Annotated in this window: 13 protein-coding genes and 2 riboswitches; of the genes, 1 reads left to right on the top strand and 12 read right to left on the bottom strand. The window is 63.6% G+C overall.

What is annotated here, in order from left to right; all coding sequences use genetic code 11:
• The 9 genes from GS_RS14515 to GS_RS14555 form a co-directional block, all read right to left on the bottom strand.
• Positions 1–2,667: a 6-bladed beta-propeller gene (locus tag GS_RS14515; RefSeq protein WP_010943514.1), complete on the bottom strand. Its 2,667-nt coding sequence runs from the start codon at positions 2,665–2,667 to the stop codon at positions 1–3.
• A gap of 86 nt (positions 2,668–2,753) precedes the next feature.
• A riboswitch (cyclic di-GMP riboswitch) is annotated at positions 2,754–2,828 on the bottom strand.
• Between the two features lie 110 nt (positions 2,829–2,938).
• A riboswitch (cyclic di-GMP riboswitch) is annotated at positions 2,939–3,013 on the bottom strand.
• A 248-nt stretch (positions 3,014–3,261) separates the two neighbouring features.
• Positions 3,262–4,323: a cytochrome c gene (locus tag GS_RS14520; protein ID WP_010943515.1), complete on the bottom strand. Its 1,062-nt coding sequence runs from the start codon at positions 4,321–4,323 to the stop codon at positions 3,262–3,264.
• 53 nt (positions 4,324–4,376) lie between these two features.
• Positions 4,377–7,031: a PKD domain-containing protein gene (locus GS_RS14525; RefSeq protein ID WP_010943516.1), complete on the bottom strand. Its 2,655-nt coding sequence runs from the start codon at positions 7,029–7,031 to the stop codon at positions 4,377–4,379.
• 487 nt (positions 7,032–7,518) lie between these two features.
• Positions 7,519–9,030 carry a B12-binding domain-containing radical SAM protein gene (locus tag GS_RS14530; RefSeq protein WP_010943517.1) on the bottom strand — a complete coding sequence of 504 codons (1,512 nt, stop codon included), beginning with the start codon at positions 9,028–9,030 and terminating at the stop codon, positions 7,519–7,521.
• Between the two features lie 259 nt (positions 9,031–9,289).
• Positions 9,290–9,643: a hypothetical protein gene (locus GS_RS14535; protein ID WP_010943518.1), complete on the bottom strand. Its 354-nt coding sequence runs from the start codon at positions 9,641–9,643 to the stop codon at positions 9,290–9,292.
• 36 nt (positions 9,644–9,679) lie between these two features.
• Positions 9,680–10,507, bottom strand: a complete 828-nt coding sequence (locus GS_RS14540) for a cytochrome c biogenesis protein (protein WP_010943519.1) — start codon at positions 10,505–10,507, stop codon at positions 9,680–9,682.
• A gap of 47 nt (positions 10,508–10,554) precedes the next feature.
• The gene (locus GS_RS14545) at positions 10,555–11,898 is read right to left on the bottom strand and encodes a cytochrome c biogenesis protein ResB (protein ID WP_010943520.1); all 1,344 of its coding nucleotides are present in this window, start codon (positions 11,896–11,898) and stop codon (positions 10,555–10,557) included.
• 91 nt (positions 11,899–11,989) lie between these two features.
• Positions 11,990–12,181 (bottom strand): hypothetical protein, encoded by a 192-nt coding sequence (locus GS_RS14550; RefSeq protein WP_010943521.1) that lies wholly within the window; start codon positions 12,179–12,181, stop codon positions 11,990–11,992.
• A complete protein-coding gene (locus GS_RS14555; protein WP_235044908.1) occupies positions 12,147–13,367 on the bottom strand; it encodes an acyl-protein synthetase in 1,221 nt (406 codons plus the stop codon). The genes GS_RS14550 and GS_RS14555 overlap by 35 nt, the downstream gene beginning before the upstream one ends.
• A gap of 602 nt (positions 13,368–13,969) precedes the next feature.
• On the opposite strand from GS_RS14555, the gene GS_RS14565 reads away from it, so the two are divergent.
• On the top strand, positions 13,970–14,707 hold the full coding sequence (locus tag GS_RS14565) for a tetratricopeptide repeat protein (RefSeq protein WP_010943524.1): 738 nt from the start codon (positions 13,970–13,972) through the stop codon (positions 14,705–14,707).
• A 28-nt stretch (positions 14,708–14,735) separates the two neighbouring features.
• Here GS_RS14565 and GS_RS14570 read toward each other — a convergent pair whose 3' ends face one another.
• The 3 genes from GS_RS14570 to GS_RS17725 form a co-directional block, all read right to left on the bottom strand.
• Positions 14,736–15,269 (bottom strand): hypothetical protein, encoded by a 534-nt coding sequence (locus tag GS_RS14570; RefSeq protein ID WP_010943525.1) that lies wholly within the window; start codon positions 15,267–15,269, stop codon positions 14,736–14,738.
• Positions 15,270–15,318: 49 nt separating this feature from the next.
• Positions 15,319–16,359, bottom strand: coding sequence for an ankyrin repeat domain-containing protein (locus GS_RS14575; RefSeq protein ID WP_010943526.1), 1,041 nt, complete (start codon positions 16,357–16,359; stop codon positions 15,319–15,321).
• A 251-nt stretch (positions 16,360–16,610) separates the two neighbouring features.
• Entirely contained in the window at positions 16,611–25,022 is an 8,412-nt protein-coding gene (locus GS_RS17725; protein ID WP_010943528.1) for a CxxxxCH/CxxCH domain c-type cytochrome, read from the bottom strand.
• Position 25,023: the final 1 nt, after the last annotated feature.

A 25,023-nucleotide genomic window follows, 5' to 3' on the forward strand; every position in this document is an offset into this window, starting at 1 on the left:
CTACCAGGTTTGAACGCCGATGGACTTACGCAGAATCAGTATAGCATCCTGCAGGTCAATCTTCCCGTCGGGGCGAACTATGCCGTTGACCAGGGGGCCCACGTCGGCTGCGGCGTAGTCGTCGGCGGTCGGCGCCACGGCCCCTACCGCGATCCTGAGAACCCGCAGGACGTCTGCGATGGTTACCGTGCCATCGCTGTTCACATCACCTGTCGGCACGGGGGCAGACAGGCTCCGCGCCGTGACGTTGCCGGCAGCGTCGGTGGCGGTAATCCGCAGGGTCGCCGGGTCATGGGGCGTACCGGCGAGATTGATGCTCCAGGCCCCATCGGAGGAGGCGAACAGGCCGAGAGTGCCGGACCGATCGCTTACCATCACCGTGGCATCCCGGCCGGCGGTGCCGGCAAGGACGGCCGGCGGCGGCGAGGTCTGACCGGCGATGAGCAGCAACGGCGGAGTCCGGTCGACCACCAGGTTGCGGGTGGTGCTGGCAGAGGCACCGGTTGCGTCGGTAGCGGTCACGGTCACGGCATGGGCCCCTTCGAGCCCCGCCGGCACCGTAAGGCTGAAGGCGCTGCCGGTCAGGGTAACCGGCACGGCAGCCCCGTCCACGGTGGCAGAGAGGGTTACACCATCTTCCACGGCACCCGAGATGACGATGCTTTCGGCAACGGTTGCCAGGTCTTCGGCCGGCGAGACGATTACCGCCTGGGGTGCGTCGGCATCGTAAAAGACCGTGCGTTTGAGGCGCGCCGTGGCTCCCGACGAGGCGGCAACGCCGATCTCGATGGTGTTCAGGCCAGGGGCGAGAGTCACCCGCCTGCTCCAGCCCGTATCGCTCACCGTGGCGACTACGCCGTTCACCGTCACGGTGACGCCGGCCGGGGCGGTGCCGGCAACCTCCACAACGGGCGTCCTCGTGCGGCTGCCATCGGAGGGCGCAACCACCGCCAGTTCGGGCGCAGCCGGATCAAAGGTAACGCTGCGGCCGTCGGTTACGCTGTTGCCGGCCTGGTCAGTGGCCGTGACCGTTAGCGTGGTGACGCCGTTGGCAAGGACCAGCGGCATACTGGCACTACCGTTCAGCAGCGTCACAGCCTTGCCGTTGACCGTAACGCCCTGGAGGTGAGGATCAACGGCGGCGATGGTCACGTTGTGGACCCTGACCCCGCTCCGGCTTCCATTGGCGAGGGTGGAGACCACCAACTGCGGCGCGCGGGTATCCACGGTCACCACCAGGCTTTCTGAGGCGCCACCCGTTGAGAGGGTTATGAGGTTGGCGCCCTCGGCGAGGCCGCTCAGCACACTGCGCCAGGTGGAGGAAGTGGGATAGGTGACGGCGGCGGTTGCTCCCGTCGTCCCGTTGAGAATCGCAAGGGACACGCCGGCGGCGCGGGAACCGGTCAGGGTGACGCTGGTGGTGTTCAGCAGGGGCGGGACGGGGCCGATGGAGAAGAACGTATTGGTCACAGTCAGCACCACCGACCCGCCGACGGTGGCAATATTGCCAGCCGCGTCAACGGCCTGCACCGTAATACTGTTGAGACCGGGAGTAAGGGCGACAGTGGCGCTCCAGCCCGAGCCGCTCGTCACGGCCGGCTTGGCGACCCCGCCGTTTACCGACACCGTCACCGTGGCCCCGGCCTCTACGGACCCGCCCACGGCCAGCGAGGCGGTCAGGGTCGACACGGGTAGCGGATCAAGGGTGATCGCCGGCGGAGTCGTATCCACCGGCAGATAGCCTGCGCCGATGCCGTACAGCACCATGTCGCCGGCGCCGTTGGCCACCACGAGCCGACTGCCCGCGGCATCGAACAGGGCATCGGAGGGTGCGTTCAACAGGCCGGTGCCGGCGCCGTAGGAACCGATGAACGCGAGGAACGCGCCGCTTCCTGCCGGGTCGATCACCTGGACGGTGCTCTGGAAGGAGTCGACCACGTACATTCTGAGCAGCGTGGGGGTTGCGCCGGCCGAATACTCGAAGGTGATGCCCTGGGGCAACGTGAGTTTGAGGGGGCCGGACCCGAAGGAACAAAGGGTCCGCTGAAAGATGCCGTTTGTGTCAAAAAACTGAATGCGTCCGTTCAGCGAGTCGACAACGGCCAACTGACCGGAAATCTTCTCGTAGGCAATGCCGGTCGGCATATTGAACTGGCCACTGCCAAAGCCGGCCGTTCCGAAACGGCTCAGGTAGTCACCCGTGGCAGTGAATACCTGGACGCAGTTACCCAGACTGTCTGTTACGTAAATCCTGCCTGCCGCATCCAGAACAACACCGTTGGCCATCTTGAATTGTCCCGTGCCGGAACCCAGACGGCGCAACTCTTTCCCGGTCTGGTCCATGAGGGCCACAAAATCGCCCTGGCTCACCACCAGGTTTCCCGTCGCGGTAAGTGCAACCCCCTGGGGCGCCTTGGCAGTGGGGATCAACCGGTCGAAACGGCCGGTGGAGGTGAAGCGCACGATACCGCCGCCCCGGGAATCGGTGACATACAGGTTGCCGGAAGAGTCTGTGGCGAGACGGACCGGAGACCGGAGACCGTCCGTCACTGACGGCAATGGTGTCACCTGCGGCGGGGTTGCCGCCAGGCCGCCCGCAATGCCGACCGCTTGGGCACCAACAATGACAACTACCGCCGCCAACAGCTTCCGGACCGTACCAACCATCACCCGAGCCTCCCGGCGCCCCGCGTCTGCCGCTTCCCGCCGTCCAGCGGGCGCAGAAAAGCCGGGGCCACTTATCCTTCGGATAATTCGGCATCCCGGCTGTCTCTAGGAGACCCTAGGCTTTCCGCCCCGCCCTCGCGGACGGTTTAGTCTTATCGTGTATCCAGTATTTATTTTGTTACTTTTGCGTTTTATTTATGCAACAAACAAGCCAACCAGCAGAAATGGCACAGAAAAAATAAAAAGCCGGGAGCCTCATATCATCAGATACTTCGGCATCCCGGCCATCTCCTTGAGACCCTGGGCTTTCCGCCCCACCCTCGCGGATGGTTTAGTCTTATCGGCTATCCAGCTATCTATTTATTATTTCGGATATGTTTACCGGATATCAAAATTCAAACAAAAAAGCAACAAGACAACAATTATTGTTGCCTAACCGGCTCTTGGCGTCTTCATCGGCGAAATCACCGGATGCCCGGACGCGGATCGGGCCCAACCATTCAAGAAAACACCCGCGATGAGCACCCGGTCATGCAGCCCGCCAGGACCGGAAAACGACCGGCAGCCAATGACGGCTGCCGGCCACGTCTTCCACTACCTGTGCTCGTCGCAGGCACTGGTGAGGGCGGTGCAGTTCCCCTCCCCGTAGGAGGTCGGCGACGATGCCTTCCTGAAGTTCGTCATGACCTGCGCCTTCTTGCCGGTGGAATCGATATAGGCATAGGGCGCGGGGTCGGAGTTGTAGCCGATGAACCGGCCGTGGTTCAGGCCGTGCGGACTCACCGAATGGCACGCGACACAGGCCACATTGTTCTCGTGGTCGCTTTCGCTGTGAACGTTGTTGTACCAGCCGCTGGAGCCGCCACTTCCCTTGAGGGGGTGACACTTGGCGCAGAACAGGGTGGTCTGCCAGTTGCCGGTGTTGTTACGCACGTCTCCCAAGGTCCAGAGCTTGCCGTCGGAGCGCGCGGGCCAGGTGGTGCCGGTAATCAGCATGGACTTACCGGTCGAGCCGGGGGTGTGACAGTCGCTGCACTTCATCACCTGGGTGCCGACGGCGGTCCAGGGTGCCTTCATCTGGTTTGCCCGCAGAGCCCGCGGCGCGGCGGAGCCGGTCTGGCTGTTGAGGGGCACCTGGACCGGGTGGGCCGACGCGTTGGCCGGGTTGAACTCCCGGGCCTTGTCGGTAAAGGGCTTGCCCGACGGGCCGACGATGGCGCTCACGCCGTTGGTGGCGGAGAACGCATAGGTGGAGTGACACTTATAGCACAGCTGGTACTCCTTGGTCGCAGGCTGCACGGCCGTGTACCCGGTCGGCGAGGTCCACGCCGCCGTAGCATTCGGCTGGACCCCGTTGTACTGGCTGAAGTTGGCGACGTAGTCGCCGTGCTTGTCCAGGTGGGACTGGGCGCCGTGGCAATTGGAGCAGGCATACTGCTGGCCCGCCACACCGGCGGTGATGGTGTCCATTACATCCTGGTTCGTACTGTTGTGACAGGTCTGGCAGACGGTGGCCGCAAAGCCGCCGTGTTGCGTGATCAGGTTGTTCTTGTGACAGAAGGAGCAGGTCCCCTGCCCCACCGCGGCCACATGCCCCGCCATGGCCGGAACGGCCATGGCGAGCAGTGCTGCGAATGTCATGACTATGCGTTTCATAGGGCTCCTCCATTGATCGGTCAGTTGGATGTGGTTCACGTCTCGCCTCCCCGCTACTGCACCAGGAAGGCCCCCTCGGCAACATAGAGGCTGCTCGAGGTGGTGGTGACACGGAACTTCATCCAGCCGTAGCCGTTCATCCGCTGCGCGATGGAGGTGACGTCGATATCTTTCCAGCCGGCGCTGCTCGTGCTGTAGCTCACCGAGTAGTAGCTGTTCACCGATGTGCCGTTGGACTGGTACGGATAGATGCGCAGCGTCCGCGACGAACTGATGGAGGAGACATACAGCCGCAGCACTACCTTGCTTGCGGTCAGGGCGTCGCGGTTCAGCTTCATGGCGATGACGTAGTTCTCGCCACTCTTGTACTGCAGCAGATACCGGTCTGCAAGGTTGCTGTCGCGGAACTTCGAGGTCAGGTCGTTGCTGTTGCTGTCAGAGGAGGTGACGCTGCTCAGCCGCTGCAGGTACAGCACCTGGTCCGCAAACACCGAACTGCTGCCCGCCTGGCTCTGAACCGTCACCACCGCCGTGTCGCTGGCCGTGTCGCCGCTGTTGTCGGTCACGGTAAGGGTCACCGTGTAGGTGCCTGCCGTGGTGTAGGTTTTGGTGACGCTCACCCCGCTTCCCGTGGTGCCGTCGCCGAAGTTCCACACATACCCCACGATACTTCCGTCAGGATCGCTGGAGCCCGAACCGGAGAAGGTGATGGCCTGGCCGACGGTAACGGTCCGGTCAGCCCCCGCGTTGGCCGAAGGGCCCCGGTTGGCGCCGCCGTGGATCATGGTGTGGCAACTGCGGCAGTTCTGCTGGATTCCAGCCATGCCGTCGCTGATGGTCTTGACGTACAGCTCATTGGTGCTCGTATGGCAGCCGTTGCAGTAGACCGGTGTGGCGGCCTTCTCATGGGCTGTCACCGCGTTGTCCGAATGGCACTGGCCGCAGTTGGGGGCGGGCAGTCCCACCATGTCGTGCTGCCCGGCGTGGTTGCCGAAGCCGCCGATGGCGCTGTGGCAGTCAGCACAATAGACGAGCGTGCCGCCCAGCCCCTTCTGCACCGCCGCCGTCACCGACGCGTTATCGCTGGCGTGGCAGGCCGCGCACTGAAAGCCCTTCACAGCGTGCAGCTCAACCAGGTTCGGAATATGACAGGAGCTGCAGTCGCCGTACGGGACCAGCACCTTGCCGTCGTGGGCGCTCTGGTGGGTCACCTGGCCGTGGCAGTCCACGCAGGAGACCGCCTGGCCGCTCCGCCCCGCGGCAATGGCCTGCTGGACCGCCGTGCTGCTGCTGGAGTGGCAGGTGGCGCAGGTAGACGTGCGGGTCAGGTGCTCGTCGAGCACGCTCTTGGTGTGGCACTGGGCACAGGCCGGAGAGGCAAGCGCCTGATCGTGCTGGGCCACGTGGTTAACCGCCCCGTGGCAGCTGGCGCAGGAGACCGTGATCCCGGCGCGGCCGTCGCTTATCGTCTTCTGCACCGCGGCGTTGGTGCTGTTGTGGCAGGTGGCGCAGGTGGAAGAGCGGTTCGTGTGCTCGTACACCACGCCCTGGCCATGGCACGAGGCGCAATCGGCAGGGGTGGTCACCTTGTCGTGCTGCTGGACGTGGTTCACGTTCGCGTGGCAGTTGGAGCAGTAGACCGTGGTGCCCGCCTTGCCGGCGGCAATGGCCTGCTGGACCGCGGGAGCGGCGCTCGAGTGGCAGGTGGCGCAGGTTGAAGCCCGCGAAAGGTGCTCGTTCACCACCCCCAGGTTGTGGCACTGGGCACAGTCGGCATTGGCCATGGCCTTGTCGTGTTGCTGGATGTGGTTCACGGCGCCGTGACAGTTGGCGCAGGAAACCATGGTGCCGGTCCGGCCGAGGGTGATCGTCTGCTGCACCGTGGTGCTGGAACTGTTGTGGCAGGTGGCGCAGGTGGAGGTCCGGTTGGTGTGCTCCTGGACCGGCCCCTGATTGTGGCAGCCGGAGCAATCCGCCGGCGTGGAAACCTTGTCGTGCTGAAGCACGTGGTTCACCGTGCCGTGGCAGGTAACACAGTACACGGCGATGCCGGCCCGGCCGTCGGCGATGGCTTTCTGCACCGCGGGCTGGGTGCTGGCGTGACAGGTGGCGCAGGTGGAGGTCCGGTTCAGGTGTTCGAAGACGACCCCTTGGGCGTGGCACTGCACGCAGTCGGGAGAGGGGAATGCCCTGTCATGCTGGACAATGTGGTTCACCGCGCCGTGGCAGGTGATACAATTGACCATGACGCCGGCCCGGCCGTCGGTGATGGCCTTCTGCACCGCGGGAGCCGTGCTGGAATGGCAGGTGGAGCAGGACGACGTTCTGCTCAGGTGCTCGGCCACGGGGGTCTGGGTGTGGCACTGGGCGCAATCGGCCGCGGTGGCAACCATGTTGTGGGCCGCAGCGTGGTCCACTTGGCCGTGGCAGACGATACAGTCGGTGATCACCTCGATGGTGAATCCGCCCGATCCGTCGGGGATCGCCCGGTGGCACTGGAGGCAGGTGATGCCCTTGCTGCTGGCTACCGCATGGTGTTGCTGGGGAATAGAGCCGTAGGTGCTCCCGGTGTGGCACGTCGTGCAGTCGGTTGCGGTAAGAGCCTGGGCATCCCGGACAATTCCCGGACCGGCCGTCAGCATGACGGCTACCCCCCACAGGCACATCAGAATCTGCGGGAAAATGGTGATAATCCTCGACCTGTTCAAAGCGCAAAGTCCTCCTTTCAATGATTCTTCACACTGGCGGGTTAACAATACAAATACACAATTCAATATACAGCGATGTCAAAAACACATCACAGGCGGAACAAATTAACGCATCTTACTTAAAAAAACAAGGGGAAAAATACGACAAATCAACACATTGCAGCGTTTACAGAGATACGGAAAGGCTCCTCAAAACACACATAAAATCAAACAAGTGCGGCATCTCAACAGTCATTTAACCGTCATGTCCGGCGAAATAGCCGGACAATGCAACGTAACTGCGCAACTGCCGGTACATGAGAGACCGTTAAGCAGTACCTGTGCCAAACTGCCCACAGAATGACAGATGCCTTCAAAAATTCGACACACGCGAGTGTCCTCACGGGGTTATGGTTGCCGTGCGCAAAGAAAACACAACGGCCCGGTCATCTTCGCGATAAGACCGGGCCGTGAAAAGCCGTGTCCGGGGGAACAGTGGCGGGGACGATCAGGGGATCGGCGCCACCGCGTGGGGATGGGCTGCGCCCGTGCGCTCGCCGACCGCGCGCAGCAGCGCCTTTACCTCGGCCGGCATCTCCTTTCCCTCCTTGAGCATGGCCCGCATCTGGCCGGCCAGGTAGGAATGATTGATGAGGAGATCCAGTACCGAGAGCATGAATTCCTGCTTCCATGCCGATAGCTGGTGCAGATTCTGGAATTTGTGCATGAAAAACTGCTGGGACGCCTTGCCGAGTTGGCGCTCCAGCTCTTCCAGGGTCATGTGCTTCGGCTTGATGACCGGCTCCACCAGGTTGTACTTGCGGTAGTCCTTGGTGGCCACGTACTCCTCCAGTTGGGGATAGAGCTCGGCGTAGGGCCAGGGCGCTATGGCCAGGAAAAAGGCCATGTCAGGATTGTAGTGCTTGGCCAGCTCAATGGTCTGGGCAATGGATTCCGGCGTATCGTCGGGCATGCCGAGCACGAAGGAGGTTTCCGAGACGATGTCGGCGTTGTTGATCAGGTCGATAGCCTGCTTGGACTGCTCCACCTGGGTGTCCTTCTTGAAAAGGTCCAGGGTCTCCTGGGTGCCGGCCTCCACCCCCACGTAGATATGCTCGACGCCCCCTTCCCGGTACCTGTCCATAATGTCCGCATCACGCAGGATGTCGTCCACCCTCGTTTCCATGAGGAGCTTGACCGGAACCTGCCGCTCGATCATCAGGTCCAGGATGCGGACCCATCGCTGCCGGTCAAAGGTGGGAATCTCGTCCGAAAGCATGGCCACCTGGACGCCGTGCACGGTGTGGAGCATCTCAAGCTCCGCCACGAAGTTCTCGGCGGAGCGGGCCCGCCACGACTGTGACCAGAAGAGCTGCTGGGAACAAAAGGAGCACTGCTGCTTGCACCCCCGGGACGAGGAGACGATGGCGAGCCGGGCGTCGTTCTTTGCCCGGTAGGTGTAAATGGGCCATTCCACCAGATCCCAGGCCATGGGGAGCCCGTCAAGGTCGTGAATGTACGGCGCCCGCGGCGTTACCACCACGCCGCCGTCCCGCCGGAAGGCGAGCCCTTCCACCTTGTACGGATCGTCTCCGGCATTGAGGCAGGTACAGAGCCGGGGCAGCGTTACTTCACCCTCGCCCCGGACGATGAAGTCGACGGCGTCGTGGTCATGGGCGAGGATCTCGTCGTAGCAGAAGGTGGCGTGCACATTGCCGAGCACGGTCACGATGCCGGGATCGATCTCCTTGGCGAAGCGCAGCAGCCTGATCGCGTCGACGATGGACGCGGTGAAGGCGGTGGTGGCCACCACGTCGGGGCGGAACGCCTCGATCCGCCTCCTGATGTCGGGCCACGTGTGCCACAGGGACATGGCATCATAGTAATCGACCTCATACCCCGCTGCCCTGAGAGACCCGGCGATGTAGACAAATCCGACATTAAGCCAGGTGCCGGCTGATTCCACGACCCCCGAGTGATAGGGGGGCGTGATGAGCGCCACACGCTTTATTTTTTTCATCAATAGCTCCTCTATTCCATAACAGGCGGAAACCGCAACGGGTTGCCTAAAGCAAAAAATGGACCGCGTTTAATAAAAATTCAAAAATCCCACATTCCTCACCAGAACACAACGATTTTCTCCAAAAGGAACTGCAGTGCGGTTCCGGTGGAGTCACGGCAAAAAAACGTCATTTAGCCGGGTCGTCGAAAGACTGGGAGGCTGTTCGCGGATGAAGCCGCCGGATGCGTCACTGACCTGCCGTACACGCGGCCATGCCTCAATGGAATACCATGCCGTACACGCACAGATAACCGGCGCCGAACGCGGCAAACAGGACCAGGTGCTTGATGATGAGCATCCGGCGGCGGACCTTCTCCGCATCGGGTCCGTACCAGTTCTCCACATAGGTGAAGGTCCGGCCGGCGCCCGTGGCCATGATCACCACCATGGCAACGACGCTGGCCCAGAAGAAGATATGCTCCAGCCGGTTGAGAATCGCAACGATCTCCGCGGCCTGCCCGCCGTGCATCCGGTGGATCAGGACAATGGCGGCAATGGCGGCAAGCCAGATGCCGGCCGCGAAGTCATGGACAAAGCCGTTGAGAATCACTGCTGCATTTTTCACGTTCATGCAAGGCCTCTTTCTGAAGGCAGGGTCGCCGGATCTCTACTTGAAATACTCCGAATGGATCGACGAACCGATGAGCGGCGTAAAGAGGAGCGAAATCACCGAGAGAACGAAGCAGATCAGGTAGAGGTAGGCCGCCCGCTCACCGTTCCAGCCGAAGAAACGGCGCAGGTGGAGGTAAATGCCGAAGGCGATCCATGTCATGAGGGACCAGGTCTCCACCGGATCCCAGCCCCAGAAACGCCCCCACGACTGGTATGCCCAGATGCTTCCGGCCACCATGGCGATACCCCAGAAGGTGAAGCTGAAGCCGGCAAAACGAAATGACAGGATATCGAGGATCTCCAGTTCGGGGAGCCGCTGGAGCCAGGAGATCCCGGTCCGCTTCCGGAGAAGGTAGAAGAGGGAGAACGCCAGGGCCACCAGCAGGGTGAAGAGCGATATCTTGTAGAAGATCACGTGCAGGACGAGCCAGACGCTCCTCAGCGTGGGGGGGAGCATCTTGGCCTGGGGCTCGATGAACAGGCCCACGGCGATCATGAGGAAGGTGACCGGGAAAACCAGGATGCTCGCCGCCTTGATGCGGGGGAAAAAGCGTGAGGATGCCATGAACAGGGCCAGCACGGCCCAGGCGTGGGAGGAGAGGACCTCGAACCGGCCGATGTAGGGGCCGTGGCCGACGATCTTCCACCACCAGAGGATGCCGATCCCGTGCACCAGGAGCCCCCCGAGCACCAGGGCCTCGCTGACGGCAACGGCGCGCTCCTTGCGGAACATGAGGCCCGATACGTTGAAGATGGTGGCGATGACGTAGACAACCACCGCTACCCAGTGAATTATGGTGATGTGTGCAAAGGATGAATCCATGAGTACTCCTTACCCCTGTGTGAACGTGTGGCCGCGCCGTACGCGGCTCATCCCCGATGCCCCCCGCCCGGTACCCGGTCCCCGCCGGCTGCCTCGTCCGCCGGCAGGCACTCGCGGCAGATGCGCTCGAACTCCTCCCGGTAGAGCTCCGCGAACCGGGGGGCACGCCAGGCGAGCCGGCATCCCTCCCCCTCCTTCACGGCCAGGAGCTCGCGGGGCGGGGACAGGTAACTCATCCCCCCGCCGAGGGCAATGACCAGAAAGGCGAAGAATATTCCTTCCATGCCCGTGGTATCGATAAAAATGATGCCGCCCCACCACTCCGACTTTACGAGAGTGACGGGATGGCCGCCAAGGGTCCCGGACGCGCCGGCGGTGAGGGAGAGTTCCTCCACCACCTTCCCCGCCTTCACCAGTTGCAGCAGGAGCAGGGGGTTGTCACCCACGGGCGCCCGCCGGTCACTGTCGGGATAGTATTTGGCCCTGATCGTCGACGAGGTCCAGGGGACCGTAAAGTCCTTGAACGGGGCGTCGTCGCCGGTGAAGCGGCTGTCGACCATGAAGATATCGCCCTGCCAGGCCCCGTTCGCATCCTGAAATCCCACGTAGAAGGCCCTGCCGAACGACTTGCCCTGGAAGACCCTGATCCCGCTGTGCCGGATCGTCTTGTTGACATGCATGGAGTAGGGGCTGTTCCGGCCGTCCGGGCCGATGAACGTGAAATCGGTCGTGAGCTGCTTGAGATTGCCGTTGGGCCAGAACTCGGGGACCACACGGTCGAGACGCACCGCCTCGGGAAGCGCGAATGTCCCCGCCAGCAGCCCCATATCCTGCCGTGTCCACGGATCCCCCACTCCGTGGACCTCCCCTTCCAGGAGATCGACCGACCCCCGCTTTTCATAGAGGAGGATGACAAGCGATGCAGCCACTGCCGCGACAATGCCCAGATGGAGCAGGACATTGCCCCAGTAGCCCCAGGGATTCTTTACGAGGCGGATCGAATCGCCATCGGAGCGGACCCGGAGATAGCCCAGCCTGCCGGCAGCGGCGGCAACCGTTTCCGGAGCGCAGGCAAGGACCAGGCTTTTGCCGCCGACCCCCCCTTCCCGGGTCAGCCGGAGCGCGCGCGTGAACTGCTCCCAGGTGGAGAAGAGCAGCGAAACCATGAACAGCGCCAGGAGGACCGCAAACCAGGGCGACGTGTACACGTGGTCCAGTGCCAGCGTGCGCGAAAGGGTTGCGAGAAAGGGGTGGTCAAGCGCCCACCGGTCCATGCCCGCCGGAGAGAGCAGGAACCGCTGGGGGAAGAGATAGCCGACAACCACCGCTCCCAGCACCAGGATGATCAGGGTCAGAACCGTTGAGCGGGCAAGAAAGAAACGTTTGATCATATCCTCAACCTGCATCGGGCGGCACGGGCCGCCAACGGACCACGCACGGAAGAATCCGGCGCGGAGGCACAGTACCCTCCGCCAGGAGCTCCTACCCCGCGCCCTCCCGCTTCGCCTTCTCCAGCAGGGCCGCGACCGATGCCCCCTCCTGACCGGCATCGATGATCATGTCGGCCACCAGGGCGGCACAGGTGCACATGGCCTCGCCGGTACCGAGCATCCTGTCGGATATCCGCTCCCCGGACCCGTCAGCGGCCCGCATTCGTTCGAGTAATCTTATCATGGAGCTTACCCACCTTTTTGAGACTTCGTTTCAACAGGAACTCGATAATGGGGGTCATGAAGCGGGGGCCGTGGGCCTGCTTGATGGCCTCGGTTTCCAGCTCCCAGGAGGTTTTCTTCCAGCGGCCGATGATCTCGAAGCCGCCGGGGGTCATGAATCCCACGTTGTCGGTCTGGACGGCCACCACCATCCCCCGGTTGACCAGGTCGTAGTGGCGCAGCAGCCCCGGATCGCCGTCGGGTACCGGTTCGAGCGTCTCCACGTCCACCACCCGGGTCCGGGTCCAGGGTGGAACGACCTTGGCCCTGGCAAGGGGACGTCCGGCCAGGTGATCCTTCAGGACATTATCGAAAAAGTTGGTGCTCACCTCGCCCATGCCGAGGACGTTCACGCAGTGGTGCTCGTCCACCTGGAGGATCTCCGCTGATTTGAGATAGAACTCCTCCCGGGAGCACTCCCCGAACTGGGCCAGATAGCCGCCGCCGTCGCAGAGGCGGCTGCCCGGGGGAAGCCGGAACCGGACCCCGTCCCGCTCACAGGCATTCATGAAATAGACGAAACCGGCGGTCGACCCGATGATGACGATCGGCTCCCCGGTCCGTTCCGCCTCCATGAGCGCGGACAGGAGAAAGGCCAGGTCCAGGCCCCGGCGGTCGATGAGGTAGCGGCTGTCGGGGGAGCCGAACATCCGCCGCACCACATCCAGCCCCACCGCCATCCCCATGCCCGGCGCGATGTCGGGGGAGGGAACCATGAGGAACATGCGCATCCGGTCCACGTCGGGGAACACGTACTCCCTGGTGAGGAGGCCGTTGGCCGCATTGATGAGGGTCACCCCCGCCGGGTCCCGCAGTATCTTCCCCTTGTTCAGGGGGTCGGTGGTGCCGCTGGTGAAGTAGCGCTGCTCCGCCCGCTCCGCCGGAAACGAGGTCATGACGAACTTCTTGAAGGCCATGGACGGGACCGCCGGGATATCCTCCCACCGCTCCACCTTTCCGGGCGACCTCCCCTTGTCGAGACAGAAGCGGCGGTAGGGCTCCACCGTATTGAACTGGAGCTCGAAGCAGCGCAGCGCCAGGTCGTTGAATCCGTCCTCGTCACGGTTTTCCAGCCCCTTTTCCACGTAGGAGAGGATGTCCCGGTCCAGTTCCCGGACAAAGTCGGATTCGAGCGAGTAGTCTTTCAACAAATGATCTCCTTCCGCGGCACGCTTGGCAAGCCGACCTGCGTCAGCAAGGGCGGAGCGCGCATCATAAATCGTTAGTCAAAATTTCCCAACACTTTTATCTTCCATCGCAGCGCTGCCGGCAGGCCAACGACCGGGACAGACAGCTCCGCCGCTGATACTGCCACGTGATTTCGCGTACAGGCCGGCGAATAGCCTCAGGTGATCGAACGTGCCAAAAATCGACCCGAATAACCGGATTACTGCCGATGCGAGCCACAAAGTCACCGCTGTTTCACCGCAAATGAGGCCCATTATGCAAAAGCACCAATTAAAAGCAAAGAATATACCAGACTCAATGCAGAGCCTTGCCCGCACTCCGTTCCCGGCCCCGAGCCCGCGGCAGGCCGCCCGCATTCGCTGCGGCGGCCGCGGCACCTTCAACCTGCCCACGATTGGTACATTTCTGGCAATGATGTGCGAATCCGGACGAATCGTTGTCCGGCAAGGCGAAAAAGGGGCCCGTGCCGCCCCGGAGCTCCGCGGCAACGCGGGCAAACCCACTCTGGCGCGGGAACAGACAGACATCACCGGAGGAAAGACAGACATCACCGGAGGAAAGCATGCTGAATCGCACCACAAGAAAGATCGCCCTGGTTACCGGCCTGTCCCTGGCTCTTGCCCTTCCGTCGCTGTCATGGGCAGATTTTGCCGCCGGGCAGCAGGCATTCCGGAACGGCGACTATGAGACGGCGTTGCGGGAGTACAGGGAGGACGGGGGCGCCCAGGCCTGTTACCGGATCGGAACCCTCTACGACAACGGGTTCGGGGTCCCCGAAAACAAGCAGGAGGCCCTGAAGTGGTACCACAAGGCGGCAGATCTCGGCCTGGACCAGGCACAGCACCGGATCGGAGAAATGTACGACAACGGGCGCGGCGTCGAAGAGAACCCGGTCACCGCCCTGAGCTGGTATCTGAAGGCTGCCGAGCAGGGAATGGCGATCGCCCAGTTCAAGGTGGGCGACATGTATTACACCGGAAAGGGGGTCAAACAGGACGTGGCGCTGGGGGTCAAATGGCTGCAGCAGGCGGCCAAGATGGGAAACATCAGGGCCCAGTACGAAATAGCGACCATGTACGAGACGGGCAGGGAGCTGAAAAAGGACATCTCCGAGGCGGCGAAGTGGTATCTCCGGGCAGCGGAGCAGGGGCACAGCAGGGCCCAGTACACCATTGCGCTCCTTTTCCTCAAGGGCGAAGGCGTCAGGCAGGATCGGGCGGAAGCCGTGAAATGGCTGCGCAAGGCCGCGGAAGGCGGGCACACCAAAGCCCAAATGGACCTGGCAAGCCTGAGCCAGTAAATGGGACTGAACGGGGTTCTGCTGCCGGCTACGGGCCGCTGAAGGAGCAGGTGCCGGCTTCAATGCAGCCGTCACCCAGGCTGTCGCCGACCCGGACGCAGCCGGCCACCCCCCAGGGCCTGATCTTCAACAGATAGCCATACCCGTGGTCACGGCAGAACGTGGACTGCCGTGCCGCCGCATACAGAGGCACCGACCCGCTGTCCGCGCAGGAAAACCAGTTCCTGCTCCTGTCGCTGACAATGTACATGTCGGCACTGGGGCAGTAGTAGGTGATATCGTCCTGGTTAAAGAGCTGGTCCTCGATGGTCCCGACGGGGGTGCACACCCCGGGCCAGAGGTCATTGGCGGTCCCCTCGGGGCAGCAGCGCCCGTTTTTCTGCAACACCAGCCCATCCCCGCAGAGCGGGTTGCCCTTGCCGTCATCGGTGGCATCCAGGGCAGATGGCGGCACGACCGGTTTGACGAAATTCACCACTCCCGCTCCGGCGGCAGAGGCGCGCGTCGCAGGCCCCCACAGGCCGACAGCCAGCAGACAAACCAGTGTGAACGGAATCCTCATCTCCAGCACCTCCCTCGGCGTCTCCGTTTCCGTCAGCGGGAACACGCTGTCAGTAACTGCCGGCCGCCTCCAGCAGCTTCGCGATTCCGTCCATCCCCCTGGCCCGGGCCACGTCCAGGGCCGACTTTCCGTCAGCGGTCCGGACAGAGACATCCGCCTTGCGCTCCAGCAACGCCCTGACGATTTCCTCGTTACCCTCGGCAACGGCAATCAGCAGGGCGGTGACGCCGTGCCTGTTCCGGACAGCAACGTCCGCCCCGGCATCGATCAGGAACCGTGCGATATCAGTCCGGTTTTGAGCCAGGGCAAACATGAGCGCGGTATCCCCGTCCCTGTGCACCGCATTGATGTCGGCCTTTGCTCCCACCAGGAATTTCACCACCGCCAGGTGGCCGTTCATGGCGGCCGCCATCAGCGGCGTGACATCCTCGACATTGCTGTTGTTGAGGTAGGCCCCACGCCCTGCCAGGTACCTGACGATCTCCGGATGTCCGTTGTGGGCCGCGATCCAGAGCGCATTGACGGCCATACTGTTCAGATAGTTCACCCAGGCACCATTGGCAACCAGCAGCTTCACCGTATCCAGGCTCCCCGCCATGGTCGCCACCATCAGGGGAGAGACCCCGTCAATGGTGCCGCCCTCGGTTCTGTCGACGCTTTCGGTGTAGTTCACATCCGCCCGGGCCCGGATCAGCTTCCGCACCCCGGCCGCGTTTCCCGCCATGGCCGCGTCAAAGAGCTCGCCGTTGACGGAGCGTTTCGACGTGCTGCTGACGATCTCGTCCCCCTTGAAGACGATTTCATAGAAACCGTCGCGGGTTAAGCCCCGTTCGCGGCAGTTGCGGTAGTCGCCGCGATAGGTGGTGGTCGCGCCCCGCCTGACGATCGAAACCCTTCTGGTCCCGCCGTCGCCGCAACGCACGGTCTTGCCGCTGTTTCTGCGTACCGTGTCGTGCCCCCCCAGATCGACGATCATGTCCGTCATGAGCTTCGTGGTCGCTTCCTGCTCGTATTCATAGGCACGGACATCCGCGGGGAGGCCCAGCGCCACCGCGGCACCGGCGGTCGCCAGCACTAGTCTCGTTATCATTCCCTTCTCCTGAATCGCGCCGCGTGGGGCCGCAGCCGCAGCGCCCTCTCCCGGCCCGCCGCCCCCATGCTGCTGCAAACAAAGAGAGGTGGGGCGCCCTGCAGCCTCACCTCTCCGTGCTCGGGCCGGCTGTCGACTAACAGGGATGCACGTTGGCGGAGCCGACGATCCGCGGTTTGACATAGCTGCGCTTTTTCATCTGATCACGTCCTTTCCGCACCCGCAGGTGCACTATCCGGTGTGTAGCGTTCCTACCACGGTGACTTCGTATTCCACAACTGCCCGTCCTGCGAGTAGGTCGAGCCGCCGGCGGTGGCGCTCTGGTGGCAGAGGGTCTGGCTGTTTGTGGTTATGCTGGTAGATTGAGTGGCCTTGCCGAAGAACCACTTGCCCGCAGTGCCCAAGGGCTGGTCTCCCGTACCGCCGCCCCCCTGCGGGAAGCGACCCACACCCGCCCCCTTGGATCCGCTCTGGGATGCTGGGCCGGTCATGCTGCCGCCGGAGGCCGCCCGGCCGCGGTGCTTCACGTCGAGGCAGTTGGTCACCAGCAGGCGCGGCAGCTTGGCGTTGTGCGGCGTGTGGCACTTGGAGCAGGTAAAGGCGTGGACCTTGTTGTTGGCATTGCCCCCGCTGGCGGTCGCCCATCCCTTGACCGTGTTGTGGACCCGCCGCATGGTCTTCCAGTTCGAGGTGGCCGGCGCTGCCGTGTTGTTGAGGTCGGCCTGGGCGTGACAGCCGGTGCAGAGTCCGGCGAACTGGGCATCGGTGGTACCCTGCATGGTACTCGGTGTCTGGCTGGATGCGTTGTTGGGGAAGGTCCACTGGCTGCGTGTCGCTGCTGCGGCAATCCCCATGCTGTTCTGGTCGATCCGGTAGCCCGGCGTGCTGCCGACGTTCATGGCACTTCTCTTTTTGCCGCCGCCGCGGGCTTCGGTTTTGCTGGCCGGCGCCGCATCCTGCTTGTACGGCGAGGTGACCCAGGTCCCCTTGAGGAGGGGTACGGCATAGGCCTGGTTGGCTCCCAGGGACGGGCTCACGCCGTGGGGGTCGTGGCACGGCGTGCAGAGGCCGTTGATGGGCTTGGCGGCGGTGGTGGTCAGGCTGGAGGATGCGCCGAAGTGCCCGCCCTTGTTGTCGGGGTTCAATGCCTTGTAGGCATAGGTCTGGGTGTTGGCGAAGGTGCCGCTGCCGAAGTACGGCGTATCGTGGTAGCCGTAGATGGCCTGGGTGGAGCCGAAGGTCCCGCCGCTGGCCGTCGGACCGTACCCCCAGGGAGCGGTTGCGCCGGCGCTGGCGGTATTGTGGCAGTCGAAGCAGAGGGCCGCACCCGGGTTGTAGGCGTTCTTGTTGGGCTCGACGGCATCGCCCCCCGCATACGGCGTGTAGTCGGCGGTGTAGCCGCCGATGCCGTTGCTGGTTGCCTTGAGGATACCGCCCATGTTGCGGCCGGTGGCGCTGGAGTAGCTGCTCATGATGCCGGTGGCGCTGGTGCCGTGGGAGTTGTGGCAGTCATAGCAGAGCACGTTGACCGTGCCGCTGGTATTGGCATAGACCTCGCCGGTGGTGCTGTTCCCGACGGTCCAGCCCCGCTGGTTCAGGTCTGCGCGGCCGTGGGCCGAATAGGCCTTGGTGAGGCTCTTGGCTACCGTGTTGTTGCCGGTGACCTTGGCCCACGTGGTGGTAGTGGCAACGCTGTACCGCTCGGCAATGCTCTTGCCGTCCCATGCGTACTGCGTCGGCGTCATGCCGTCGCCGAAGGGCTGGCTGGCCGCGTTGGTGGCATTGTGGCAGCCGAGGCAGTTGCTGTTGAGCTTGGCAAGCTCCGTCCGGGTGCCGTTGGAGGTATAGGCGGTGCCGGTGCTCCCCTCGGTGTAGGCTACCGGTCTTGAGGTAGTGGTCCGGATGACCAGGTTGACCGGCTGGCCGGCCGTTCTGGTGTGATAGGTCGTATTGGCGGTGCCGTTTGCGTTGGCCTCCCAGTGGCACTGGTAGCAGACCGTGTTGCTGATCTGCACGCCCTGCACGTGGTGCGACTCGCCGCCGAACTGCGGGATCACCGCGGCGCGGGTGTTCACCTCGCCACTGTGGCAGCCGATGCAGGTGGGCTTGTGGGTGCCGCCGTCATAGGTGCCGGTGCTCGGGACGCCCCAGGTGGGTCCGGCCACCGCCGTGGTGTCGTGGCAGAGGATGCTGAAGCACTTCTTGGCACCGCTGTCGTAAGTGGCCGTCACGCCCACCACCGTAGAGTTGAAGACCACGTCGATATCGCCGTTCACGTGCTTGGGATTGCCGGAACCGGAACCCAGGTGGCAGATGAAGCAGTCGATGCCGTAGCCGCCGTTGGCGGAGCTGGCGGAATGCTTCTGGTGGCTGTCGGTGAAGGCCGAGGTCTGGTTCTTGTGGCAGCTGCCGCAGTTCATGGGCGCGCCGCCCCAGACCGGCAGCGGGCTGGCGTAGTTGCCCCTGCCGTCGCTGTGGCAGTAGACGGCGCAAGTGCCGAAGGCGGTGCTCGGCGCCAGGCCGTTGGTCGCGCCGCTGGCACCGGCAGTGCCGTTGCCGGCGGCCGGGGTGTACTGCGGGTTGGCGACCTTCTGGTTCAGGCGTTGGGCCGTGCTGTAGAACGCCCATTCCACCTTGCCGTCCACGTGGTAGTTGTTCTCCTTGACGCCGTGGCAGTTGGAGCAGCCGAGACGCGGCTTGCCAAAGGCGGTGCTCACGTGGGCGTCATGGGACCCGGTGGCATGGTAGGTGTCGGCGGTCACGCCGTGGCAGGTGCCGCACGCGGCCTGGGACGAACCGCCTTCCCAGTTGGGCCTGGTGTTGCTCCCACCCTGCAGCGCCGCCCGGGTGGACGTTCCGCCGCCGTGGCAGTAGAGGTTCGCACAGGTGTTGAGGGTATCCGCGTTGGTCGTCCGGCGGACCACCGTTCCCGCATTGGTGGATTTGTAGACGATTCTCGGCGAGTAGTTGTCGGACAGGGTCGAATAGCCGTAGAACGTGCCGCTGGTGACCCTGCCGCCATAGGCGTTGAAGCCCATCTCCATGTCGTAGCTCGGCATCTCCTGCGAGTACTGGTAGTGGCAGACGTTGCAATCCTTGCCGATGCTCGGATTGAGGGCGTGGGCCTGGTGCGCGCCCACCATGCCGGGGGTAAGGGCTCCCACGGCCGGGATGGTCATGCCGGCCTCGTCGACGGGCGGCCGGCCGTGACAGGTATTGCAACTGTCCACAACGCCGTTGACGTGCAGTTTCGGGTCCTTGAAGGCGTATCCCGTGTTGTCCACATGCTTGTGGCAGAGGATGCACTGGTTGGCGACGAACGGCCTGTTGTTGTTGTCGTCCCAGTGGGTGTAGCCGGGCAGCGGCGCTGCCGGCGGGAAAGCATGGCACTTGACGCAGTCGTTGGTGCCCACGCCGGTGAGATAGGGAGAATTCCAGACGGCGGGCGCCGGCGAGCCGAGGGAAGCGCCGTCTGTGACGGCAGAGCCGTAGGGGCCGGCCCCCACGTTGGAGGCCATGCCGCCGCCGTGGCACCAGACGTTGCTGCACTCCCTGCTCGCATAGTTGTAGGACGGCTGGTGCTCTGCGCTGGAATAGCCGTTCTGCACGCCGCTGCCGGCAATGGCGCCGAAGATGACCTCGGCCGGCAGGGCCGAATCGATGTGGCCAGGGGTGTAGGGGCCCGTGGGCTTCAGGTGGCAGCCGGAGCAGTCGATCCTGGCCGAATACCTGAAGGGCATGGAGGTGATGTGCTGGAAGTGCGCTCCCACGTAGGCATCGGTCTTGGACGTGGTGCTGCCGGGTCCGGAGGTGCTGTAGAACCCTGCGGCGGACGGGCTGGTGGTGTGGCACTTCTCGCAGAGCGGAACGGCGTGGTTCGGCGGTTCCCAGGCGAGGGTCCGGCGGGCGCCGTGGCAGTTGCCGTTGTAGCAGGTGCCGTAGGGGGCGGAACCGGGCGTCTTGGCGGAACTGTAGGAATAGTGGGTATTCTCCCCAAGGCCCGTGAACATGAAGTTGATCTTGCTGTTGCCATGGTTGAGGGAGTTGGTGCTCCCGCCGTTGGCGTGACAGATGCGGCAGTCGAAGCCGGTCACCTCTTCTCCGGCGTGCTGGGGATGGCCGCCGGTGGTGTTGGGATCGGCCTGGTGGCAACTGTTGCAGTTGGTGGAGCCGCCCCAGACCGGCGTTGCAAAGCTGGTGGGACCGCCGGTGCCGTTGTTGGACTGGACATCACTGTGGCAGTACAGGTTGGAGCAGGTGCCGTAGCTGCCCGGGGCGGTGGGGGCCTTGGCGCCGGTGGAGCCTGCCGCGACTCCGGCGTACCTGGCAGTAGTGCTGTTGGCGGCGAGGTCCCATTCCACGTTGCCGTTGATGTGGGACGCGCTGGTGGAATAGTTGCGAAAGCCGTGGCACTTGGCGCAGGCGATGCCGTTGCCGTAGCCGGGCTCGTTGCCGGCATGCTTGGCATGGCTCCCCGACGGCGGCGGGACATCTGCCGTGGCGGCATGGCACGAGCCGCACCCCACCTGGGTGATGCCGGTCCAGGCCGGTTCGGTGTTGTAGCCGCCGTTGCCCTCCCAGCCGTGGCAATAGACGCTGCAGGTCATGATGGTATTGGGGGCCTGCTGGATGGTGGTGCCCGCGGCGCCGGACCAGGAATAGTCGTTGCCCGGCGCGAGGGTGCGTATCGTGCCCGTGGTGACGCTCCCCACGAAGCCGGGGAAGGTTCCGTTAGCGACGCTGAAACCCAGGTTCAACTGCATGTCGGGGGTCGCCGTGACCAGGTGGTTGGCGTTGCTGTGACAGGCCGTACATGTCACCTGCCGCGCATTGTGCTTCCCATGGGAGCCGGCATTGCTGGCAAAGGGGAACAGGACCTCGGTCGGCGGCACCACCAGCATCTCGTAGCTGGTGGGCGGATTGCCGTGGCAGTCGTCGCAGGACTGGCCGGTGGCTTTCGTCTTGAAGCCGATGCTGTGGGGATGGCACTTCAGGCAGTCGCCGTTGTTGTTATGATCCTTCCAGGCAACCTTGGCGGCGCTGTACTGGTGGAACCGGGCCCGGTGATGGCAGACCTCGCACACGTTGGTGGATGCGGTGCCGCTCCTCCTGTCATTGCCGAACACGCCCGCGACATTCGCATTGATGGCCGTGGAGATCGTGTCGAAGAGGACCGGACGGGGTCCGGTGGGCGTGGTTATCACATTCCTGACCTGCTTGATGTTGGTCGCGTCGGGAGAATGACACGTACTGCAGGTAAAATTGACACCCCACTTGCCGTACTTCTGGGTACCGAGCTGCAGGCTGCTGTGCATCATGGTGCCATACTTGTTGACCACGACCTCGATGGGATCGGGGCACACGGTTTCCCCGCCGCTGCTCTTGACCACTTTCACGTGGAAGGTCTTGACCGCCCCCTCGATGGCTCCCGGCTTGGCCGTGATGTCCAGGTGCGTGTATTTCGAGCCGTTGTTGGTCGAAATGACAAAATCGTTGGCCTCGAAGGCGGCAACGGTGAAGTTGCTGTCGTCGATGTTCGTGCCTTGGGTGACGAGGCTGAAGGTGGTGGGTCCGCAGACCCCGGTATCCTTGTTCTTGATGCCGATGGTCAGCTTGACGGTGGTGCCCGCCTTGACATAGGACGCCGTGGGGTTGACGATCAGCTCCGGCAGCTCGTTGCACCGGTTCTTGATGGCCGCCGTTGCGCTGGCGGTGACGCCGGCGTTGATATTGTTGACCGAGTCGATGACACAGAGGCGATAACCGTAGTTGACCCCTTCGTCCAGCCCCTTGTCGACCACGGAGGTGGCGGGGCCCTGGTAGGCCAGGAAGGTCTTGGCGTTATCCACCGTGCAGGTACGCGGGGCCGGCGCGTTGCCCAGGCCGCGCACCAGCTTGTAGGTGACCGGCTGGCCGCCGGCATCGGTGGTGCCGAGCCAGCTCAGGTTGACTTCGGCCCGGTCGGTGTCGTTGTGGTAGGTCCCGGTGACGGCCGTGAGGGACGATTCGTTGGGAGGCTCTTCGTCCATCAGGATGGTGGCGCTGCCGGCATCGTTCACCAGCAGGGCGTTCGTCGTCCTGGAATGGGTCACCGACGTTACCCGGCCCTTGACGGTGAAGGTGATCCCCTGGTTCCCCTTGGGGGTGATGGCCACGTAGTAGTCGGTGGGGATCTGGGTGGCGGCCAGGCCGGTGGTGGGGACCTGCCAGTTGTCGGCCATGGTGGGGGCGGTCAGGTGCCCCAGGGACGTGCCCGCGGCAGTGACGATATCCACCCGTCCCACGTAGTCGGAGATGACCTTGCCGGCCGGCAGCCCGCTGGTGGTCGACAGGGTGACCGTGACGTTGCGGATCGTGTCGTTGACGCCGCCGTTGGTCCTGAGTCCGAAGGCATCCACTTTGGTGGGGCCGGCGTTCCAGGGAATGATCGCGTTGGGGGGCTCGGCGGCGATGAAATCGCTCAGGGTGGTCGTGGGCAGAATGGTCAGCGTGGCCGACGTACTGTCGTTGTCCACCCCGATCCCCCCGGTGGAGGCTACCGTCAGGTCGTCGACAACGGCGGTGAGGATCACGTTGGTGTTGGGGGCATCGCCGATGTTCACCACCACCAGGTAGCGCCTGACCGCGGTGCTGATCGCCAGGTTGAGCCCGGAGATGGTCGCGGTGTTGCCGGAAATCGTGGCGGTGGAGCCGAGCAGGGTGTCGCTGCCGTCAAGGGTGCCGATGGTGCCGGCATCGGCGTACAGCTTCACCTCTTTGATATTGGTGCCGGTGAACGTGGCGTTCCCCTTGATGGTGACGGCCGTGACCGTCTTGGCCTTGGCCGCAGTCAGGGTGAAGCTGTCGATGACCTTATTGACGTCCGAGGCATAGACAGTGGCATTGGGAATGGCCGAGCCGTTGCCCACGTCCACGTTTTCGTTCTCGGCCGCAGTCTCCTGCACCATAAGCTGGGCATTGACCGAGCTGCCGAGACCGATGCGCATGCCGGCGGTGACGCCGATCTGGATGCCGAGCCGGGCGCCGGCCGGCACATTGCTGAAATCCTGTCCGGCCAGGGAGGTGGTGATGGTCTGGCTGATCGAGCTGCCGGTGGTGTAGCGGGAGGTTATGGGGGCGTTGACCCTGACCCCGTCGCTGGTCACGTAGAAGAGCTGCAGCGTCACCGTGCCGCCGCCGAAGGGGGTATAGACCCGGTAGACAAAGGATCCGCCCTTGATGGTTTTCATGACCGAATGATATCCGGCCCCGGCGAAGTAGAGCCTGATGAAATCGGGCTGGGCGGTGGTGGCGGAGTATCCCCGCCCGGCAACGCTGGCGCAGGTGTGGCTCGGGTAATTGAGCAGGCCCACGAGGGGGAAGCCTGACCCGGTGGTGTTGCTGGTGATGCAGGCGGTGTCGGTGGCGGAGGGGCCGCCCGTTTCGGAAATCCCCGCCAGGGTCGTGCCCTCGTCCCAGTCCGCGGCATAGATCTTCGTGACCGCGGTGCCGCCGTACTGGATGGTGGGGGTTGAGGAGGAGGTGCTCGTAACGTTCACCACGCCGCCGGCCGCGCCGGTGACCGCGAAGTAGGAGCTGTTGGCCACCCGGGCTCCCACGGTGGTGCCGTAGGTGGAGTTCCGGGCGATACTATAGACGATGAAATAGCGCTGCGGCGTCGTGGTAATGGTCTGCGGGGTTGCCAGCTCATAGGCCTGGCCGGTGAGCTGGGTAAAGGTGTAGGGCCCGCCGACCTGGGTGTCGGTCTTCTGGAACAACCCGTCGCCGTTGGCATCCTTGAAGATGGAGAAGGTGACGTCGCCCGGCTCGTCCTCGTTCACGTAGACGCTGGTGTTGGTGCCGATCTTGTCGAGCTTGCCGCCGCTCCAGGTGGCTCCGCCGCTCACGTTGGAGTACAGGTCCATCTTGAGCATGGGGATAGCGCCGTCCCCCTGGGTCACCGACGCGAGCTGGCCGCTGTAGTAGTCGGACAGGTTGTTGACCGTCACCGAGTTGGCCACATAGGGGGCCTCGGTCACGGTGAAATAGGAGTAGTTGGTGCTGTTGCCCCAGTAGAAGCGCGCCGACGACGAGGTGCTCGCCATCCGGCAGGTGACGACCACCTTGAGCCGGTAGCCGGCCTCGACATCCTTCGGCTGGGGGTTGGTAAACGTCAGCTCCAGCGGCGTCTGGACCGCCGGGTGGGCCTCTTTCTCGTCCGAGGTCCAGAGCAGCACGCCGTTATTGGCGGTCCCCTTCGGATTGTAGGCGTACACGTACGCCTTCCAGTACATGTTGTTGGTGGTGCCGTTGCGATCCCGCATCCCGATGGTGACCGACGGGGCGGTGAGGGTCTGCTTGGTGGCATAGACCGGCCCGTAGGCCCTGATCATGTTCTGCTCGGCGGTGCTGACGGAGGCGGTAACGTACCGGGAGGTGGTATAGACACCCGGTTTCATGGAAATTTTGCCGTCGCGGCTGGTCCTGGTCGTGGTGTAGCCGTCGGCGCCCAGGTTTACGGCTGCAGAATCAAGGGTGAAGTAATAGGTATTGGTGGCCGTATCGCCGATCAGGGGCCGGAACATGGCCTGGTACAGGAAACAGGCCATCACCAGCATTACGGTAATGCCGATTTTAGTCCGTATCCCCATTCCCCTGATTTTCCTGACGAGCGCTGTTTCCATA

Origin of the sequence: Geobacter sulfurreducens PCA, from assembly GCF_000007985.2 — a bacterium.
Classification (GTDB): domain Bacteria; phylum Desulfobacterota; class Desulfuromonadia; order Geobacterales; family Geobacteraceae; genus Geobacter; species Geobacter sulfurreducens.

What these genes read in the sequence shown, in the direction of transcription:
- GS_RS14540 (WP_010943519.1), bottom strand. Translation starts at nt 10,507, where the DNA reads ATGGATTCATCCTTTGCACACATCACCATAATTCACTGGGTAGCGGTG.
- GS_RS14570 (WP_010943525.1), bottom strand. Translation starts at nt 15,269, where the DNA reads ATGAGGATTCCGTTCACACTGGTTTGTCTGCTGGCTGTCGGCCTGTGG.
- GS_RS14535 (WP_010943518.1), bottom strand. Translation starts at nt 9,643, where the DNA reads ATGAACGTGAAAAATGCAGCAGTGATTCTCAACGGCTTTGTCCATGAC.
- GS_RS14545 (WP_010943520.1), bottom strand. Translation starts at nt 11,898, where the DNA reads ATGATCAAACGTTTCTTTCTTGCCCGCTCAACGGTTCTGACCCTGATC.
- GS_RS14515 (WP_010943514.1), bottom strand. Translation starts at nt 2,667, where the DNA reads ATGGTTGGTACGGTCCGGAAGCTGTTGGCGGCGGTAGTTGTCATTGTT.
- GS_RS14575 (WP_010943526.1), bottom strand. Translation starts at nt 16,359, where the DNA reads ATGATAACGAGACTAGTGCTGGCGACCGCCGGTGCCGCGGTGGCGCTG.
- GS_RS14520 (WP_010943515.1), bottom strand. Translation starts at nt 4,323, where the DNA reads ATGAAACGCATAGTCATGACATTCGCAGCACTGCTCGCCATGGCCGTT.
- GS_RS14565 (WP_010943524.1), top strand. Translation starts at nt 13,970, where the DNA reads ATGCTGAATCGCACCACAAGAAAGATCGCCCTGGTTACCGGCCTGTCC.
- GS_RS14530 (WP_010943517.1), bottom strand. Translation starts at nt 9,030, where the DNA reads ATGAAAAAAATAAAGCGTGTGGCGCTCATCACGCCCCCCTATCACTCG.
- GS_RS14550 (WP_010943521.1), bottom strand. Translation starts at nt 12,181, where the DNA reads ATGATAAGATTACTCGAACGAATGCGGGCCGCTGACGGGTCCGGGGAG.
- GS_RS17725 (WP_010943528.1), bottom strand. Translation starts at nt 25,022, where the DNA reads ATGGAAACAGCGCTCGTCAGGAAAATCAGGGGAATGGGGATACGGACT.